The sequence below is a fragment of the Pedobacter sp. genome, from assembly GCF_041645105.1.
In the GTDB taxonomy this organism is placed as follows: Bacteria; Bacteroidota; Bacteroidia; order Sphingobacteriales; family Sphingobacteriaceae; genus Pedobacter.
This window is the reverse complement of the sequence record NZ_JBAZQQ010000003.1, coordinates 336,800-354,408: the sequence shown is the minus strand read 5'-3', so window position 1 is coordinate 354,408 and position 17,609 is coordinate 336,800. Positions and strand designations below refer to the sequence as shown.

The window sequence follows — 17,609 nt, the reverse complement described above, 5'->3', positions numbered from 1 at the left end:
TTTTTTAAGTTTGGTTTTGTTTTAAGTTAAAGTATTGATAGTATTGTCATCAATTTACTGACGCTCCTAAGATACAATTTATGAACCATCATGAGTTTACGAGAAGTAAAAAAATCATGATCTTTCATCGACCCCTTTAAAGAATAATATAAACCAATGGAAACAAAGCTGATCAAGACCGGTAAATTCATCGATGGCAAAGAAGTTCTGGCTATAGAACTAACCAATACCCAGGGTACATACGTTAAAATATACAATTACGGAGCTATTATAAATAAGTTCATAGTAGAAAATAAACATGGTGTAAAACAAGATATAGTGTTAGGCTTTGACGACATAGATCCGTATACCAGCGAAGATTATTTAAGTAATTATCCATATTTGGGCGCTGTAATCGGCCGCTATGCTAACCGGATTAAAATTGGTCGTTTTTCTATAGATGGGGAAACATATCAGCTTTCACAGGCAAATGGAGGGGATTGTCTACATGGTGGTGATATAGGTTTCGACAAAAAGGTATGGGACGTATTATCTACCATAGACCCAAGTGTGACCCTTCAGTATATAAGTCCTGCAGGAGAAGAAAATTTCCCTGGTACACTTACAGTTCAGCTTACCTTTAAGTTAACAGATGATAATGAACTTATATTGGATTTTAAAGCATCAACAGATGCACCAACAGCGGTAAACTTAACCCATCACAGTTATTTTAATCTTGCACCTAAGGGCGGTTCTATAGTTAATCATATTCATAGAATGCCTGCAAGTAATTATCTGGAACAAGATGATAATTATGTAGTTACAGGTAAATTGCTTCCAGTAGAAGGTACTATACATGATTTTCTTGGTGATAAAGCGATAGGACAGGACTGGAATCCAGAAGAGGGATATGATCAGACTTATGTGCTGGACAAGCCATATGGTGAACTGACACTTGCCTCTGAAACCTCAGAAGCAGGAAGTGGATTAAAGTTATCTGTATACACTACTGAACCAGTTGCTCATTTTTATACTGCTAAATATCTTAATGTTAAAGGAGGTAAGGGTGGACAGGATTATCATCCTTATGGAGCATTTTGCGTAGAAACACAACATCAGCCAAATGCCATTAATGTTCCAGAATTTACAGGAACGGTATTGAGACCTGGAGAAAACTATAAACAAACAACAATTTATAAAATAGAACATACGTAATGAAGGTAGATATCTGGTCGGATGTAAGATGTCCGTTCTGTTATATAGGCAAAAGAAAGTTTGAAATGGCTTTAGAGCAGTTTGAACATAAAGATAAGGTAGAGATAGAGTGGCATAGTTTTGAACTTGATCCTAATGCTGAAACATTATTGGATAAAAGTCCATACGATTACCTGGCCGAACGTTATGGTAAAAGTAGAAAATGGGCCGTGGGTACTCATGAGCAGGTTGCACAAACTGCTGCTGAAGTTGGGTTAACCTTCAATTTCGATCAGGCCATTATGGCAAATTCATTTGATGCCCACCGGTTAATTCAGATGGCTAAAATAAATGGTTTGTCTGACAAGGTTGAAGAAAACCTGTTTAAAGCTCATTTTACAGATGGTAAGAATATAGCTGACCACCAGATACTCATAGATATAGCTAAGGAAAGTGGTTTAGATGCACTTGAAACAGAAGTGATGCTGAAAAGTAGTGATTTTACTGATGAGGTTCGTTATGATGAGAAAACAGCTCAGAATATTGGCATCACCGGTGTACCATTTTTTGTGATTAATCAAAAATTTGGCGTTTCAGGAGCCCAATCACCAGATACTTTTTTAGGAGCACTGCTTAAAGCTGAGAAAGAAGGGAAAGCTGAAAGTTAAGGCAAATAACATTTTTTTTGACGCTTTTTTACTATTTCTGATCTTTGTTAGATTGTAGCTTTGTGTTGTTCATAAATCATCATTATGAGAATAATTGGGCAAGTGAAAATTACGTTTTGTTTTACGCTCGGAGGGTTATGTTTTTTATCTTCTAAGCAATTTGAACATACTAATTTCTTTGCTGGTATTCCTTCCACAATCACTTTTAGCAGACAAGTAGTTCAGCGGACACATGAAGAAGATGGGTCTAAAACAATTACTTACTATTTTAATTTAAATGGTGATTATGCAGCTATGAAGCCTGACCCAAAAAGTAAAATGGGGATGGATCTAATGGTTTATTCCAAGGGTAGTAAAGTCTTAATGTTTAATTATAAACAGAAGACCATAACTATAGTAAAGATTTCCAGACTAATAGGGGATGGTATTAACATGAGCAATGAAGTTGCTGAAGAAATAGCCTATAAAATGCTAACCAATGATAATCATAACACTAAAGTAATTGGGACAGGTAAAACAAAAAACATTTGTGGTTATCGGGCGGTTGAATATGAAATGAAGAACGAAAATGAAAAGGCACTCTGGTACTTTATTAAGGTAGATTTTAATCCGATAAAGATTTATACAATGGGAATGGGGAATAGCAAAACTCAAGCAAACCTCGATTCAAAAGAAATAAGAAAGCTGAAAAATACTCCAATGGGTATCCCAGTACTAAATAAAAACTATTTACTCGCAGAAATGACATCACCTGGTGGCATAAAAGACATGGAGACTAAAATGATCAGTAAAAAGATATTCAACTTATCAACCAAAGGCTACAAAATCATTGATCTAAGTAACAAGGGATTAATGGGAATGGTAGGGAGAAATTAAAAAAGGGAAAGCACCTGGCTGTCCAGGCTTTCCCTTTTTAATAAGCTTATTATTGACTTTATTAAGCTTTAGGCATATCTGGCAGTGAGAATCCATTATGATAAGTGTGCTTAATCCATTCGGTTGCAATAGATTTAGCATTAAACTCTGCAGTACGTCTGTCAAAACGAGGATGTCCATCCGTTACTACAAAATCGTCTACAGTAACTATTTTGATCTTATCATTATCATTAATATTTGTAAACTGCATATTTTCTCCGTCCCATAACAAATCGCGATTCAATCCCTGTAGTCTTACCGCTAAAACTCCCATCACAACCATTTCGTTAAATGGGCCAGCAAAAGCAAAGTTTGAACTCGATTCAACACGGTGCTTTGGATTTTCCTTACTTGCACGAATCCAATCCTGTTCATGAGCAGTAGATTTCCAGATGTCGATATTACCACCAGGAATACGTCTAAGTGTTGGGGCGGGTTTTACAAAATCTTTTGCCTTGCCCAATAGGGTCGGGTTCAATCCAAAGCAACCAGTAACCAGTTTACCTTTTGTACCAATGAATAAAAGCCCTCCATCAGGATCACCCATCATTACCCCAGGAGTTAATTCTTCCGGTCTTGGAGGCATTAAACCACCATCATACCAATACACGTCAACCTCTGGCATTTTAACGCTGCCTTTGGGTGGACGAGCAGGGAAAGTATACTTAACTAGCTGAGCATGAGGAGGAGAATATAGATTGCTTAATGTCGAACTACCATTTACCTTGGTTGGATATTTCAAATCCAGTGCCCAGTATAGAGGGTCCATAATATGACAGGCCATGTCACCTAAAGCACCAGTGCCAAAGTCCCACCAGCCACGCCAGTTCCAAGGGGTATACACCGAATGATATGGACGTTTTTCTGCCGGGCCTAAGAACAAATCCCAATTCAAATCAGAAGGAATATTCATGGCTTCTTTAGGGTTTTTTAGCCCCTGTGGCCAGATCGGACGATTGGTCCAGCAATGAACTTCCGTCACCTCACCAATCGCACCAGCTTGTATCATTTCCGCAATATCACGACACCAGTCAAATGAATTACCCTGGTTTCCCATCTGGGTTGCTACTTTGTGCTTTTTAGCCAGACGCGTAAGCAGTCGGGATTCATATACAGAGTGTGTTAAGGGTTTCTGGACATAACAGTGTTTGCCCATGGTCATAGCATGTGCCGCAACCCCAGCATGTGTATGGTCAGGAGTAGCCACCATAATTGCATCGATAGACTTTCCCATTTTGTCAAACATTTCCCTCCAGTCTCTAAACGGAGTCGCTTTAGGATAGTCACCAAAAGTCTTAGCTGCATACTTCCAATCTACATCACATAATGCCACTATATTTTCGGTGTTCATGTTTTTTAGGTTACGGCGACCAACACCACCAACACCAATACCGGCAATATTTAATTTATCACTAGGAGCAGTATATCCCAGTGCTTTACCCAAAACATGGCTGGAAACAATTGTAAAGCCTGCTGCCATGGACGATTTCTTTATGAATTCTCTTCTTGATTCGTTACTCATAATGTGTTTGTTTTAGTTTGGTTATTTTAATTTATAAGGTTCTGATTTTTATGTTTTTATAGAATACAGGGCCTCCATGATCCTGTAATCCAATTCTACCTTCAGTAGCCTGAGCATAAGGAAGTTTTGCGAATTTACTGGCAGCTATTTGTTCCTTTAATGTTGCAGAGCCTAGTTCGTACGACAATATTTTCTTACCATTTAGCCAGTGCTCTACCTGTCCATTATTAACAAGTATCCTGGTATGGTTCCATTCACCAACGTTTTTAACCCTAGTCCCATTGGGAGGGATTACGTCCGATAATGATCCTGTTTTTTGGGAAGGAGTTAATTCCTGGGGGTAATTGAGATCATCGATGATCTGAAATTCTGGTCCAGTTTCATACATTCTCTTGTTTTTAGGATCTTCAACCACATTAATAAATATCCCGCTGTTACCTTTAGCCTCTATTTTCCATTCCAAAGAAAGTTCAAAGTTTTTATAGATTTTATCCGTAACGATATCACCTTGTTTTCCGATAGTAGAAAGTATGCCATTCTCTACTTTCCATCCAACAGGAGATTTGTTTAAATAAGTATGCCAGCCGTCGGTTGAACCATTCTGGATTAAGGATTCCCATTTTCCCGGCTTTTTATCTTTTTGTGTTTCAATAACCGTAAAGCCTAATAGCACTCCGGTAAGTAAAACAAGACAAATGGGGAAATAAATTTTTGTTTTCATGTTGTTAATTTGGTTTTATAATAGTGTTTTGGTTTTACTTTTAATATCCTGGGTTTGGTGTTAAGTTTGGATTGGCGTCAAGTGCAGTTCTGGGAATCGGATAAATTAATCGTGTCGGGGCAATTGCGCCTCTACCTACAGGACCTGGAATAGGCTGTAAGAAAGTCCCAAATCTTATCATATCCTGTCTGCTTACTAATTCCCAGGCAAACTCAAATCTCCGTTCCTTATAAATATCGTTCAGTGTAACTGATGTTTTAAGCTGAGAAGGATCATCGAAACCTCTTTTTCTTACTGCATTTACCAGTTCCGCTGCATCAGTCGGACTTCCACCAGACCTTAACATAGCTTCAGCTTTCATCAGGTATACATCGGCTAAGCGGAAAATAGCATAATCATTTTCCATATTCCCGTTAACTCCTTTTTCAAATTCCCATTTATAACACCTTGCACCATCTTCCTGCTCAACCTGTCCCCAGCCATCTGCGTCAATGCCATATTTAAATGTAAAATCTATAAAATGAATTAAAGGGCGACCATGAGCCGTAATCAATACTTCACCAGTAGCTGGATTAGTCATAGGTCCGGTAAGGAATGACCAGTTTTTTCTTTTGTCTGCATCATCAAACTCATGCACATATCCAGGCATGGCATTAATCCCATTAAAACCAGTTGTATTTAATCCAAGGGCAGCATTACTCAGGTAGTGTAGGGTATGTTGCAGCATAATATTTCCACCATCAACGGTACTAAAAACTATTGGGAATATGGCTTCTTTTGATACCTCATTCCTAACCTGGAAATTGGTCTTCCAATTGGGCTCTAAAATATAACCCAGCTTTAAAACCTCATTTGTTTCATCTATACATTCCTGCCATTTAGAACCGCCTTCCGGATTCCATACCATAGCATTTAAATACATTTTAGCTAATAGCGTATGTACTACACCTTTAGTCATCTTTCCATAGCTGGCTGTTGAAACATCAGCTCTGACCTTATCCTTGATTTCAAGGAGTTCCTTGATGATAAAATTGAAGACTTCCTTCCTTTGTGAAGTTTTAGGTTTTTCCGTACTTGTAAAATCTGTTACTATTGGAACGTTACCATAGTTGTCGATCAGAAAATAATACCATAGAGCCCTAACACCTCTGATTTCACTTAAAATCTGTTCTTTGTCCTTTACTGTCTGACTGGTATTAATAAGGTGGTAAATCTGGTTACAGGTTGAAACACCCCTCATTATAGCGTTATAAGAATCTGTTACATAACGATTTCCGGATGTCCAGGTGCCGAATCGAAGTTCTTTAAATAAACCACCTTCCCATCCATCTCCACCTTTTCGGGTTGGGGTAATGGCCATATCCGAAGAACCATCAACCATACAGAAATAGGCAGGGCTCCAGATTGGTTTTAAAGTGCGATATATTGGTGCAATCAATGCATTTATTTCTTTGTCTGAATTGCCAAACTGATCAGTAGGCAGTTTATCATAAAGTTCTTCGTCAAGGTTTGTACAACCTGTAAGTGATAAGGCAAAAAAAAGAACCAGGAATAATTTACTTAATACTTTCATCTGATTGTTGTTAAAATATTAAAATCTGATTGAATTGTTTTCATTCTTAAAGTGTTACATTAAGACCAATAGAAAAAGTTCTAGCCTTTGGATAGTAATCCCGACCTTCCATTCCCGGTGCAAGTCCACTCATATCAACCTCAGGATCTAGTCCTTTATAGCTTGTAATCACAAATAAGTTTTGTGCATTCACATAAAGTCTTAAGCCTTTTAAATGTTTAATGTGTTGTGTATCGAAATTATAGCCAAGGCTTGCATTATCCAGGCGAAGGAATGATCCCTTTTCAATATTATAACTGCTGTATTTAGGGTTGTCTGTTAAGCCATTTGCCAATGCTTCCTCTAGAGCATTGCCACCCGGCAGCCATAAAGTTGTTGCATAAGCCATTCTCGAAAAATTCAGTACATCGTTGCCGTACACGCCTCTTAAGAAGAAATTGAAGTCTATTTTTTTATAAGTAAAAGAATTATTAATACCATAAGTTAGTTTTGGTTGCGCAGAACCAATATAAGTTCTGTCGTTATCCGTTAAACCTGCTTTTCCATCAACCATATCATCCATAATGTATTTACCAGCAGCATCAAGACCAAGATTTCTCCAGCCATAAAACGTTCCAACAGCTTTTCCTTCTTCAATAATATGAGTTGTAGTTGTTGCTGCTCCGCGAACAGCAGCACTACCAAGTTTTATTGACGAGGTAGAGAAATTAGAATTAGATAAACTGGTGATTTCATTTTTGTTATGCGCCATGTTTAAAGAGATGTTCCAGCTAAAATTATTGGTCTGTATTGCGTTTCCATTGATCAGGAATTCTATACCTCTGTTAGACATAGTACCTACGTTGGCAATCATTGTGGGGTATAAGTAGGGTGGAACAGGCACCTGATACATATACAACAGATCTGTTGTTTTCTTATCATAAAACTCTATCACACCATTTATTTTTCCTTTAAATAAGCTATAATCCAACCCTATATTTAACATGCTGGTTTCTTCCCATTTCAAATCCGGATTTGCATTTTGACTGATTTGATAGGCCTGGAACCAGTTTCCATTATCAAAATACCTTCCGCTAGGCGCATACAATTGTAAAGTTTGATATGGACTTAGACCGTCCTGATTACCAACTACACCATATCCAGCACGTAATTTCAGATCTTCAAAAACAGGAGCATTTTTCATAAATGATTCCTTTGCTATGTTCCATGCAGCAGAAACAGAGGGGAATGTACCCCATTTATGATTTGCTCCGAATTTAGAAGATCCATCTCTACGCAGTGCAGCAGTGAAGATATAGCGTTCCTGAATAGAGTAGTTAACCCTACCAAAAAAGGAAATCAGCTTATTCATATTAGCACTGGAAGCGACATCACCAGCACGAACATTTTCTCCTGCACCAAGGTTATTGTATTCAAAGAAATCAGTAGCAAATTGACGAGACTGTGCACGGGCAGACTGATAATGGTTGTTTTCGTATGAATACCCTCCTAATATAGTTAAGTTATGGTTTTCAATAGGCGATTTTACATATTCTACTGTAGTTTCAATTAAATTTCGGTCCCTTGTCCAAAACTCACGAGAAGCAAAGCCCTGATCATCTCTACCTCTTTCTGTTTGCGAACTGTTGTAGGAACCATAGTCATTATTCTCACGTTCCTTTAATACATTCACTCTTCCAAATAAGCTATTCAGAATTTCAAGTTTTGCTTGTCCATTCAGGTAATACAAATTCCCCTTATTGTCACGTTTGTTGTATTCAATATTTCTTAGTGGATTACCCTCATCATAGCCTCTTCGGTCGAACCAGGAGCCATCTGGATTTTTTACCGGATACACAGGGATCATATTATAAGCCAATACAAAATTTCTTCCATCTGTAGGGCTATAATCCCTTTGTGTTAGCGCCCCTGTTAGCGTGATTTCCAGTTTATTATCTAATGCTTTTTGTGTGAAGGAAAGCCTGCTGTTTAAAGTTTGCATTTCATTTCCCCTAACCACTCCTTGTCTGTCTAGATAGTTTACAGAAGCGCGATAACGGCTGTTTTCTCCACCACCTGATAAAGAAACGGAATGATTTTGTGAAATAGCTTTTCGCATAATTTCACCAAACCAATCTGTATTTGCACCCATATCTAATCCAGATACATCCAATTGCTGATCGCTGGCATACTTGCGCCATTGAGTACCATTTAACATTTTAGGTTTATTTGATACCACATCTAATGCCGTATAGCCATCATAATTAATTACTGGCTTATTGTTATTCCCTTTTTTTGTGGTGATTAAAATTACACCACCAGCCGAACGCGAACCATAAATTGCCCCAGCTGAAGCATCTTTGAGGATACTGATAGATGCTATATCCTGTGGGGCCACCGAATTTATATTTAAACCAGGAACACCATCTATAACTACAAAAGGAGCACTGCTTCCTGTTAAGGAGGAAGTACCTCTTAACCTGATGGTTTCACCAGTACTTACATCACCACTACCACTGGTTATCGTTAAGCCTGCAACCTTACCTCTTAATAAGTCAACCGCATTCTTGGTTACTCCTTTATTAAAGTCTTTCTCAGATAAATTGGTCACAGAGCCTGAAATCTCACTTTGCCTTTGTGTTCCATATCCTACAACAACTACTTCTCCTAGTAATTTATCCATATTCTGAAGCTGTATAGTCAGATTCGGTTCATCCCCTACAACAGCTTCAGCAGCTTTAAATCCAAGGTAGGAGATAAATAGTATATCACCTTTAGCAGCATTGATTGTAAATTTTCCATCTGTATTGGTAATGGCTTTAACAGATGGTTTATTTCTCACTGCAATCGTGGCGCCAGGTAGAGGATTACCTTCACTGTCTTTCACTATTCCTGAAATTTGTCGTTGACCTTTCGTTGTTTCAGGCGCATTATGTTTCTTTCTACTAGAGATGAGTACGGTCCCAGACAGGATCTTAAATTCATAAGGTGTATTGTTAAGCGCCTTTTTAAGTACACTCTCAATAGGTTCATTCTTTACATTTAAAGTAATTTTTGAATTTTCACCAGGAATTAGGGCGTCATAAAAAAACTTGTAATCTGTTTGCCTTGAAATTTGGGCAAACACTTCTTCTATACCTTCATTATGGACTGAAACAGTTACTCTTTGTGCTATCCCATCTGCTTTTGCAAGTAATGTAAATGCAAAAATCATGATAAATGTTAGCTTCATAATTCTAAAAATTCGGATAAAGTGGAAATCAGCCAGTGGGAAAACAGCCCACTTGCCATGCCTAAAGTTTTTCATAACTTTGTAATGGTTAAGGTGATTAAATAAAGTTAATTACAGAAATAATGGCTTAGCCTTAGCTATATACGGGAGTGGACCAACACTCCCGTTTTTTAACCAATCAGACGGGTGTAGATTTCTCTTTGTTCATAGTTTTCGGTTTTATTTGGTTAAATTATTAAGTTGATTTCTAAGATACAGTTACTGTCCTTCCAGTTAGTTTAAATGTATGACCACTTAAAAAGTGAAGCATTTCCAGGACTTCAGGTAGGGTCAATGATCTGCTTAAACTTCCAGAAAACTCCTTACCATAATTATCTCGATTGTATAAAATATCGACATCATACCATCTGGAAACTTCTTCCATTATTTCTTTGATGCCATCCTTCCTAAAAAAGAATTCACCATTTTTCCATGCCATTACCTTTTGTATATCAGCAGGCCTTATTGCAATTTCATCTTTAGAAAATATGGCTTCCTGTCCGGGTATTAGCATCTTTGACTTATGCTGGATTGCTATTTTAACACTTCCTTCAAGTAAGGTTGTCTTTGCAATAGGTTGATAGGCATTTACATTAAACTTTGTGCCAAGAACTTTAATTCTTTTTCCAGATACTTCTACAATAAATGGTCGCATGGGGTCTTTCTTAACTTCAAAGTAAGCCTCGCCAGCTAATTTGATGCTTCTTTGTTGTTTCCCAAAGTTAACAGGGTAATAAAGCCGTGTATATGAGTTTAGCCAAACCTTTGTGCCGTCGGAAAGTGTAAGTTTAAAAAAGCCTTTTTTAGGTACGACAATGGTATTGTATATTAAGCTATTACTTGAGACAGTACTGTTATAAATCAACTCGCCATTTCTACCACTTATGTTAATGCCATTTGTTTCCGAAATCTCAAAAGACTGTTTATCGAGATCGATAATTCTTCCGTCCGACAATTCAAGCTGAGCAGTACTGGATGCAGGTAAAAAATCATTAGAGATAGGAGAAGTGCTTACTTTTTTAATATTTTCCTTTGGGGAGTATGATTTGAAGAAATATATACCAGCGCCTATGCAGATAAAGAGCACTGCAGCAGTACTTAGGTAAGGTATGAGTTTATTAAATCCTTGATTACGTTTTTTTCTCTTTACAGATTTCCATCCTTCTTTATAATCCAGATTGGCTAGAAAGTCAACTCCAGACTGAATGGTTTCATCACCTTTAAGCTGATTGAAGAATTTTTGATTTGTCTCACTCTTTGCTACCCAATTTTTTAAGATTTCACGCTCATCATCACTAATATCTTCATTGAAGTATTTAGTTAGCAATTCAGCAATATAATAATGATCTTGGTTAGGAGTCATTTCTGTTTGGTTTAATATGAAGAAACACTCGATCCAAAAAAAGACTACAAGAAGATGTAAAAAAAAATATTTAACTTAAGATCTTAGTTATTTAACAATAATATAGAAATTATAAACCTTCTTAAAAATGATGCGATTTACTTCTATACTCTTTCTAACACTTTTGGCGATCAGTAGTGATTGTACCGCACAAAATAAATCGTTAAACCAAAGTAAGTCCAGTAAATCGGGAATTACTACAGGTGCTGACCAGACCGAAAAATATTTGCCATATCTAAAAGGAAAACGGATTGGTATGGTAGTGAATCAGAGTTCCATAATCGGCAATAAAAGCAGTGTTGATAGTTTAATGAGCTTAGGAATCAAAATTGTAAAAGTGTTCGGACCTGAGCATGGTTTCAGAGGCAATGCCAGTAATGGAGCTGTGGTAGCCGATGAGAAAGATGCTAAGACTGGTCTTCCAATTATTTCTTTATATGGAAGAAACGAGAAACCAACAAAAAAACAGCTGGCAGATATTGATATTATGGTCTTTGATCTTCAGGACGTGGGTTGTCGCTATTACACTAATATCAATACTCTAGAGTATGTGATGGACGCTTGTGCAGAAAACAACAAAGAACTGTTGATTCTTGATAGACCAAATCCTAATGGATATGTGGTAGATGGACCGGTAATGACTGAAGACAAATATAAATCTGCTATTGGAATCCATTATACACCTATGACCCATGGTATGACTATCGGCGAATTTGCCCAATACCTTAATGGTGAAGGATATCTTAAAAAGAAATGCAAAATAAATATTATAAAAGTTGCCAACTATGGTCGGGACATGCCTTATGTATTGCCAATACATCCCTCACCGAATTTGAATACTCAGCAAGCTGTGATGCTTTTCCCGAGCTTATGTATGTTTGAAGGAACTGCTATAAATGAAGGACGGGGGACTTATATGCCTTTTACTATTTTGGGAGCACCTGCATTAAATGGCAAGTATTCGTTTTCATACAAACCTATAAGTATTCCAGGGATGAGTGAGAGCCCACGTCACAAAGACGCTGTTTGTTATGGTCTTGATCTTCGCAAGTATGATATTAATAATCTTCGTAAGAGCCGACAAATTAATTTAGCATGGTTAATTGAGTTGTACAATGCCTATCCGGACAAGGCTAATTTTTTTACTCCAGGAAGAGTAAGCCAGGATATATCAGCTTTTGACCTGCGTATAGGCACCGATCAATTAAGAAAACAGATCATAGCGGGAGTTTCAGAAGCAGACATTAGAAAAAGCTGGGAGCCAGGACTACAGAAGTTTAAGGCAATACGGAAAAAGTACCTTATATATCCTGATTAATTAAAGAAAACAGCAATAAATATGGCCAAGGATTCATAGTCAAGCCTCGTTTTTAAAGCTTTTAATCCTCGTTGTTTTTGAGCACGAACGGTATTAACACTAATATTTAGTGTTTCAGCGATCTTGGTATTACTTAAACCTTCCAGATAACCTAGTTTAAATACTTTTTTACAACCATCAGGCAAGGTGTTAATTGCTTGGTACAACTTTTCAATAAGCTCTGATTCAATGATTTTATGCACAATCTTTTCTTCTGAGAAGTCTGTTTCATTTCTTGAGTTAAGATAACGTTCCAGTACTTTTTTTCTACGGATCAGGTTAAGACAGGAATTCCGAACTGCAGTATAAAGGAAATCTTTAATGGCTAGGGGATGGGTTGAAACATTTTCTTTATTGCTCCAGTAAGCTACAAAAGCATCCTGTACTAAATCTTCAGCAATAGATTTGTCGGCGATTAATTGAAATGCAAAGTAACAAAGACTGCCATAATTCTGATTAAACACCGTTTCTGGTGTTATTAAAGCATGATTACTGGCATCAATATTTCTCATAATCTCTGTTAGGAATCAGGAACTCTTGTATGTTATTACAATTATAGGTAATAAATTTCTTACATAAGAATTCAAAATGACCAGTAGTGATTAGAGTCCGTAATTACAAAAGGTCTATAAAAAAAGAAAGAGGCTATCCATCCAGACTATCCTCTATTCTAACCAAATATAAACCTGTATGAACGGGTTTTCTCTTTAATTCTATCAGAACTGATTAGCGTTCCGAGTAGAAGTGTTTATCATTTTTTAATAGGACAAATATACACACATTTTTCATATAGTGTATATGATACACTATTGAAATTTCATATTTATGACAATAAATAAATATTTGTCGCAAATAGCCCCATTTTTGACGCTTTTGAGCCCCTTTTTTGTAAATTAATTTTATGTAATTTTATTGTTAATTAATAGAAACATTAGATTTTACCTTACACTTTATCCTTAAGCGATGAACAAAATAGAAGTAGTCAAAGTATTAAATGATACGATTAGTGAATTTCAGAATTTGCTTTCATCATTTGATGAAGATCAATTTAATGCTGTGCCATTTGAAGGAAGCTGGACACCCGGACAAGTAGCATATCACATCATTATGGCAAATTCGGGTTTTGGAGAGATATTGAATGGTCCTGTTGAAGAAACAGTTAGAGCATCTGATCAACTGATAGAGAGAATTGAAACAGACTTTCTCAATTTTAACTTTAAGATGATATCTCCAGACTTCATTTATCCCCAACTTAAAGTCTATGATAAAGAACATTTGTTAGTGTCTTTAGAAAAAATAAAAGAAGATATAACTAAGGCTATTACAGATCTGGACCTTGAGCCAACTTGTTTGGCCTTTGAATTACCAGTTTATGGTCGTTTAACTCGTTTGGAAGCAGTTTATTTCGTAGTTTATCATACCAAAAGACATGCTCATCAGCTAAAAAAAATAAAGCAACAGTATTCCGCAAATTAAAAAGTAGGAAAAGACTATCTCTTTTTTGTAAAATAATAGCTTTGACAGAATAGATAACAGGTTTTGAGGTAAATTTGCATTCTAAAAATACATACATGAAATTAGTAAAGCCTAGTGCCCGTCTATTTTTATTTTTCTGGCTTTTCGTCTCTTCATTGTTTATTGTAAACGCAAATGCACAAAGTGTAGAGACGGGCAATCCATCGCCGCTAAAATTCCCGACACCAACTGGCATCCCTAATCAGCTTTTCTTTTTGCAAAGAGACCCAAATACAAATACTATTATTTGTGAACTTAATGTAGATAAAGACGGAGTACCATATAAGAATGAGCCCATAAAAGTATATTGGCTTAGGTATGGCAATAAAGGAGAACGAGAGGAACTAAATTATATACAACGTAAATTTGCTTACGGAATTCAAACTAAAGCAATTGGCGATGATGAATATGAATTAAGATTTGTATCTCATAAAAAACTACCAATGTATTTGATGAAGTCTGCCGACGATAAAAAATATCATGTATATGTTACGGTAAATAATAAGAAAATTCAGCTTGACAGAATATTTCTTAGAATTGAAGGTGGCTCTTTCTGGTTACCAAATGTAAAGTATGTAGAGTTAAAAGGTACAAATACAGCTAATAAAGCCAAAATTACAGAAAGAATTAAAGTCTAATTTTTGCTATCTTTAAGTAACTAATATTTAAAGTCATGGAAAAAGAAGAAATTAAATCATTACTGGAAATAATAGATCAGCAAATCAGCTCTTCAATACTCGGTGGAATGGAAGAGGAATATGAAGAACTGGAAAGCATGGGGTTAATAAAAATAGATAGGCATAGAGTACAGCATTCTGCTTCTATTACACCCGAAGGTTTAGATTATTTAGAACACCTGAATCATAGTTAATGTAAGTCTAGATTATTTGAGCCACCGACATCCAAATGATGCGCAGGCTGGATAATATTACAATAACAGCAACACCTATAAACATTTTCTTAATTGGTAGTTTTCCTACCAGACGGGCTGCTATTGGCGCTGCAATAACACCACCTACAATCAATCCAAGTATGGATTGCCAGTGACTTACCCCTAAAAGGAAGAAGAAAGTAACTGCACTTGCCATAGTAACAAAGAATTCAGTTAAACTAACAGATCCAATTACATATTTTGGTGTACGGCCTTTTGCAATAAGCGTTGAAGTTACTAATGGCCCCCAACCGCCACCGCCAAATGAATCCAGAAAACCACCAGCACCTGCTAACCAACCCGCACGCTTTACTTTTTGAAGTTTAGGCTTTCCCTTAAATGCATTACTTAAAATTTTTATACCCAGTAACAATGTGTACACTGATATAACTGGTCTGATCCATTGTGAAAATGCATCACCGGCATAAAATAGCAATAAGGCTCCCGCTATTGCACCCAATACACCTGGTATTAATAGCGTCTTAAATAGTTTTTTATTTACATTACCAAAGCGGTAATGGCTAAAGCCAGATGCACCACTTGAAAACATCTCAGCCGTATGTATGCTCCCTGAAATAACTGCAGGATTTAAACCTCCTGATAACATTAATGTAGTAGAAACTACGCCATAACCCATTCCTAAGGCGCCATCAACAAGTTGAGCGAAGAAACCAATGGCAAGCATCCAATAAAACTTATCATCCATTTGAGCATGGATCTCCTGGCCTAAAGAAACCATGGAATCATAACTTACATAGGTGTAAATTGCATATCCACCAAACAAAGCTGCAAGAATTAACAAGCATAAATACGCTATTTGTTTCCATTTGTTTTCCTGAGTTTTACGCTGAAGTGGAACCTTTATTTCGTTTTCTTGTATATTCATTATTTCGTAAGTAATCCGTCTATGGTGTAAGTAGGTGATATAGTTTTTAATATTGTCTACTGATTCAGTCGACAATATTAATTTAACTTTTTTAATAATCAAAATTAAATCTACCTATTTTGTAGGATTAATTTTAAAAACCTCGCTTAAATACCAATAGGATTGCTTTTGGCCTTAAAATAATTTGTAAAAGAATTTGATCGTTAAAAATACTTTAGAATCAAACTTTCTCAATAAGCACTTTTGTCTTATTTTGAAACCTGAAAAACAATAGGGTAGAAGCGGTAAGAAGTCCGAATGTTAAGCCGTACCAAATTCCATTTACGCCTAATCCTAATTTAATTCCTAATAAATATCCAAGTGGAATACCAATTACCCAGTAGGCAATAAACGTAATCAGGGTAGGGATGTTAACATCCCCAATGCCTCTTAAAACTCCAAGTCCTACAACTTGTGTTCCGTCAAAAAGCTGGAAGAATCCAGCGATGATAAGCAATTGAGCAGCAATAGTAATTACAGCTGTATCTTCAGTATAGATATAGGGCAGGAAATTGTTTGCCAATATAAATAACAATGCAGTAACAGTCATAAATAGAAGGATGACATGGTAACTCGCTATTGCCGACTTCCGAAGGTCGGAGAAATGCTTCTTGCCAAAATTATTTCCTGTTTTAATGGTTGCTGCAGATGCAATACCACTAGCCATCATATAGGTAACAGAGGCCAGGTTAATAGCTACCTGATGTGCAGCCTGTTCAACAGCACCAATGGTACCGATTAATATAGCAGCACCACTAAAGGCGCTGATTTCAAACGAATATTGTAAAGCTACTGGTGTTCCAATCTTAGCAATTTTAAGGCTTCTTATTTTATCAATCAAGCCTATACGAAAACTTTTAGTGTATTCTTTAAAATACTTAGAACGAAGTACATAAACGGACATTGCGACTGCCATTAATGAGCGGTCTATTAATGTACTTAAGCCCACGCCTTTTACACCCATTGGTGCAATTCCAAACATCCCTTTAACAAATATAATACCTAATATTATATTAAGCAGGTTGCCCCAGATAGAAACAAACATAGCTTGTTTGGTGAAACCAAGTCCTTCAGCAAATTGTTTAAAAGTCTGAAAGATCATCAAAGGAAGAATTGAAATGGCCAGATACCCCAGGTATGGCTTTGCATAAGCCACAACTTCTGGTGATTGCCCGATATGGTCAATGGCCAATAAGGTTCCAAAATGAACAAATATGTAAAGTATGATAGAGGTGATGATATTTATAACAAGGCTATTTGATAACAATTTACCACACTCATCGTAGTTTTTACGGCCATTTTCCTGAGCAATTAAAGGGGTTAAACCGTAAGAAATTCCCAACCCAAGAACCAAGACCAGCATAAACAGGCTATTCACAAGTGAGACCGCTGCAAGTTGTATGGTTCCTGCAAAATGACCAACAATGATACTATCAGCAAGATGCACTAGCGTATGTCCAAGTTGAGAAACAACAATGGGTAAAGCCAAACGTAAGTTGTCAGCGTAAAAAGGTCTGTATTTTGCGTATAAATTTGTCAACATTTTGGCAAAAGTCGCATTTTTTCGGCTGTTTTAGCTACTCTAGATGGTAACTTATTTTGGAATCACGGTTTAAAACGTTTAAACTGTTATTGACTTTTATGAAATGAATCTGGG

Annotated in this window: 15 protein-coding genes; 7 read left to right on the top strand and 8 right to left on the bottom strand. The window is 36.6% G+C overall.

Going from position 1 to position 17,609, the window contains the following annotated elements:
* Positions 1-156: 156 nt before the first annotated feature.
* The 3 genes from WC623_RS11515 to WC623_RS11505 all read left to right on the top strand — a co-directional run bounded on the left by WC623_RS11515 (position 157) and on the right by WC623_RS11505 (position 2,717).
* Positions 157-1,194 carry an aldose epimerase family protein gene (locus WC623_RS11515; RefSeq protein ID WP_372851108.1) on the top strand — a complete coding sequence of 346 codons (1,038 nt, stop codon included), beginning with the start codon at positions 157-159 and terminating at the stop codon, positions 1,192-1,194.
* Entirely contained in the window at positions 1,194-1,841 is a 648-nt protein-coding gene (locus tag WC623_RS11510; RefSeq protein ID WP_372851106.1) for a DsbA family oxidoreductase, read from the top strand. Before WC623_RS11515 ends, WC623_RS11510 begins: the two co-directional genes overlap by 1 nt.
* Before the next feature lie 84 nt (positions 1,842-1,925).
* Positions 1,926-2,717 (top strand): hypothetical protein, encoded by a 792-nt coding sequence (locus tag WC623_RS11505; RefSeq protein WP_372851104.1) that lies wholly within the window; start codon positions 1,926-1,928, stop codon positions 2,715-2,717.
* A 61-nt stretch (positions 2,718-2,778) separates the two neighbouring features.
* Here WC623_RS11505 and WC623_RS11500 read toward each other — a convergent pair whose 3' ends face one another.
* From WC623_RS11500 to WC623_RS11480, 5 genes are all read right to left on the bottom strand, one after another.
* A complete protein-coding gene (locus tag WC623_RS11500) occupies positions 2,779-4,278 on the bottom strand; it encodes a Gfo/Idh/MocA family protein (protein WP_372851102.1) in 1,500 nt (499 codons plus the stop codon).
* A 31-nt stretch (positions 4,279-4,309) separates the two neighbouring features.
* The gene (locus WC623_RS11495; RefSeq protein WP_372851100.1) at positions 4,310-4,999 is read right to left on the bottom strand and encodes a DUF1080 domain-containing protein; all 690 of its coding nucleotides are present in this window, start codon (positions 4,997-4,999) and stop codon (positions 4,310-4,312) included.
* A gap of 40 nt (positions 5,000-5,039) precedes the next feature.
* The gene (locus tag WC623_RS11490) at positions 5,040-6,572 is read right to left on the bottom strand and encodes a RagB/SusD family nutrient uptake outer membrane protein (protein WP_372851098.1); all 1,533 of its coding nucleotides are present in this window, start codon (positions 6,570-6,572) and stop codon (positions 5,040-5,042) included.
* Between the two features lie 46 nt (positions 6,573-6,618).
* Positions 6,619-9,858 carry a TonB-dependent receptor gene (locus WC623_RS11485; protein WP_372851096.1) on the bottom strand — a complete coding sequence of 1,080 codons (3,240 nt, stop codon included), beginning with the start codon at positions 9,856-9,858 and terminating at the stop codon, positions 6,619-6,621.
* Positions 9,859-10,030: 172 nt separating this feature from the next.
* Positions 10,031-11,185: a FecR family protein gene (locus WC623_RS11480; RefSeq protein WP_372851094.1), complete on the bottom strand. Its 1,155-nt coding sequence runs from the start codon at positions 11,183-11,185 to the stop codon at positions 10,031-10,033.
* Positions 11,186-11,312: 127 nt separating this feature from the next.
* On the opposite strand from WC623_RS11480, the gene WC623_RS11475 reads away from it, so the two are divergent.
* The gene (locus tag WC623_RS11475; protein ID WP_372851092.1) at positions 11,313-12,542 is read left to right on the top strand and encodes an exo-beta-N-acetylmuramidase NamZ domain-containing protein; all 1,230 of its coding nucleotides are present in this window, start codon (positions 11,313-11,315) and stop codon (positions 12,540-12,542) included.
* Here WC623_RS11475 and WC623_RS11470 read toward each other — a convergent pair.
* Positions 12,539-13,093 (bottom strand): RNA polymerase sigma-70 factor, encoded by a 555-nt coding sequence (locus WC623_RS11470; protein ID WP_372851090.1) that lies wholly within the window; start codon positions 13,091-13,093, stop codon positions 12,539-12,541. The genes WC623_RS11475 and WC623_RS11470 overlap by 4 nt on opposite strands.
* A 451-nt stretch (positions 13,094-13,544) precedes the next feature.
* Between WC623_RS11470 and WC623_RS11465 the strand changes: the two genes are divergently transcribed.
* The 3 genes from WC623_RS11465 to WC623_RS11455 all read left to right on the top strand — a co-directional run bounded on the left by WC623_RS11465 (position 13,545) and on the right by WC623_RS11455 (position 14,967).
* Positions 13,545-14,057 carry a DinB family protein gene (locus tag WC623_RS11465; protein ID WP_372851088.1) on the top strand — a complete coding sequence of 171 codons (513 nt, stop codon included), beginning with the start codon at positions 13,545-13,547 and terminating at the stop codon, positions 14,055-14,057.
* A gap of 95 nt (positions 14,058-14,152) precedes the next feature.
* Positions 14,153-14,734, top strand: coding sequence for a DUF4833 domain-containing protein (locus WC623_RS11460; protein ID WP_372851086.1), 582 nt, complete (start codon positions 14,153-14,155; stop codon positions 14,732-14,734).
* A 35-nt stretch (positions 14,735-14,769) separates the two neighbouring features.
* Positions 14,770-14,967, top strand: a complete 198-nt coding sequence (locus WC623_RS11455) for a hypothetical protein (RefSeq protein WP_372851084.1) — start codon at positions 14,770-14,772, stop codon at positions 14,965-14,967.
* A gap of 7 nt (positions 14,968-14,974) precedes the next feature.
* Here the strand turns inward: WC623_RS11455 and WC623_RS11450 are convergent, their stop codons facing one another.
* Positions 14,975-15,913: a sulfite exporter TauE/SafE family protein gene (locus tag WC623_RS11450; RefSeq protein WP_372851082.1), complete on the bottom strand. Its 939-nt coding sequence runs from the start codon at positions 15,911-15,913 to the stop codon at positions 14,975-14,977.
* 220 nt (positions 15,914-16,133) lie between these two features.
* Positions 16,134-17,495 carry an MATE family efflux transporter gene (locus WC623_RS11445; protein ID WP_372851080.1) on the bottom strand — a complete coding sequence of 454 codons (1,362 nt, stop codon included), beginning with the start codon at positions 17,493-17,495 and terminating at the stop codon, positions 16,134-16,136.
* Between the last annotated feature and the right edge of the window lie 114 nt (positions 17,496-17,609).

Bases quoted from the DNA above. Each gene is read 5' to 3' on its own strand.
- WC623_RS11515 (WP_372851108.1), top strand. From the start codon at position 157: ATGGAAACAAAGCTGATCAAGACCGGTAAATTCATCGATGGCAAAGAA.
- WC623_RS11510 (WP_372851106.1), top strand. From the start codon at position 1,194: ATGAAGGTAGATATCTGGTCGGATGTAAGATGTCCGTTCTGTTATATA.
- WC623_RS11505 (WP_372851104.1), top strand. From the start codon at position 1,926: ATGAGAATAATTGGGCAAGTGAAAATTACGTTTTGTTTTACGCTCGGA.
- WC623_RS11500 (WP_372851102.1), bottom strand. From the start codon at position 4,278: ATGAGTAACGAATCAAGAAGAGAATTCATAAAGAAATCGTCCATGGCA.
- WC623_RS11495 (WP_372851100.1), bottom strand. From the start codon at position 4,999: ATGAAAACAAAAATTTATTTCCCCATTTGTCTTGTTTTACTTACCGGA.
- WC623_RS11490 (WP_372851098.1), bottom strand. From the start codon at position 6,572: ATGAAAGTATTAAGTAAATTATTCCTGGTTCTTTTTTTTGCCTTATCA.
- WC623_RS11485 (WP_372851096.1), bottom strand. From the start codon at position 9,858: ATGAAAAACTTTAGGCATGGCAAGTGGGCTGTTTTCCCACTGGCTGAT.
- WC623_RS11480 (WP_372851094.1), bottom strand. From the start codon at position 11,185: ATGACTCCTAACCAAGATCATTATTATATTGCTGAATTGCTAACTAAA.
- WC623_RS11475 (WP_372851092.1), top strand. From the start codon at position 11,313: ATGATGCGATTTACTTCTATACTCTTTCTAACACTTTTGGCGATCAGT.
- WC623_RS11470 (WP_372851090.1), bottom strand. From the start codon at position 13,093: ATGAGAAATATTGATGCCAGTAATCATGCTTTAATAACACCAGAAACG.
- WC623_RS11465 (WP_372851088.1), top strand. From the start codon at position 13,545: ATGAACAAAATAGAAGTAGTCAAAGTATTAAATGATACGATTAGTGAA.
- WC623_RS11460 (WP_372851086.1), top strand. From the start codon at position 14,153: ATGAAATTAGTAAAGCCTAGTGCCCGTCTATTTTTATTTTTCTGGCTT.
- WC623_RS11455 (WP_372851084.1), top strand. From the start codon at position 14,770: ATGGAAAAAGAAGAAATTAAATCATTACTGGAAATAATAGATCAGCAA.
- WC623_RS11450 (WP_372851082.1), bottom strand. From the start codon at position 15,913: ATGAATATACAAGAAAACGAAATAAAGGTTCCACTTCAGCGTAAAACT.
- WC623_RS11445 (WP_372851080.1), bottom strand. From the start codon at position 17,495: ATGTTGACAAATTTATACGCAAAATACAGACCTTTTTACGCTGACAAC.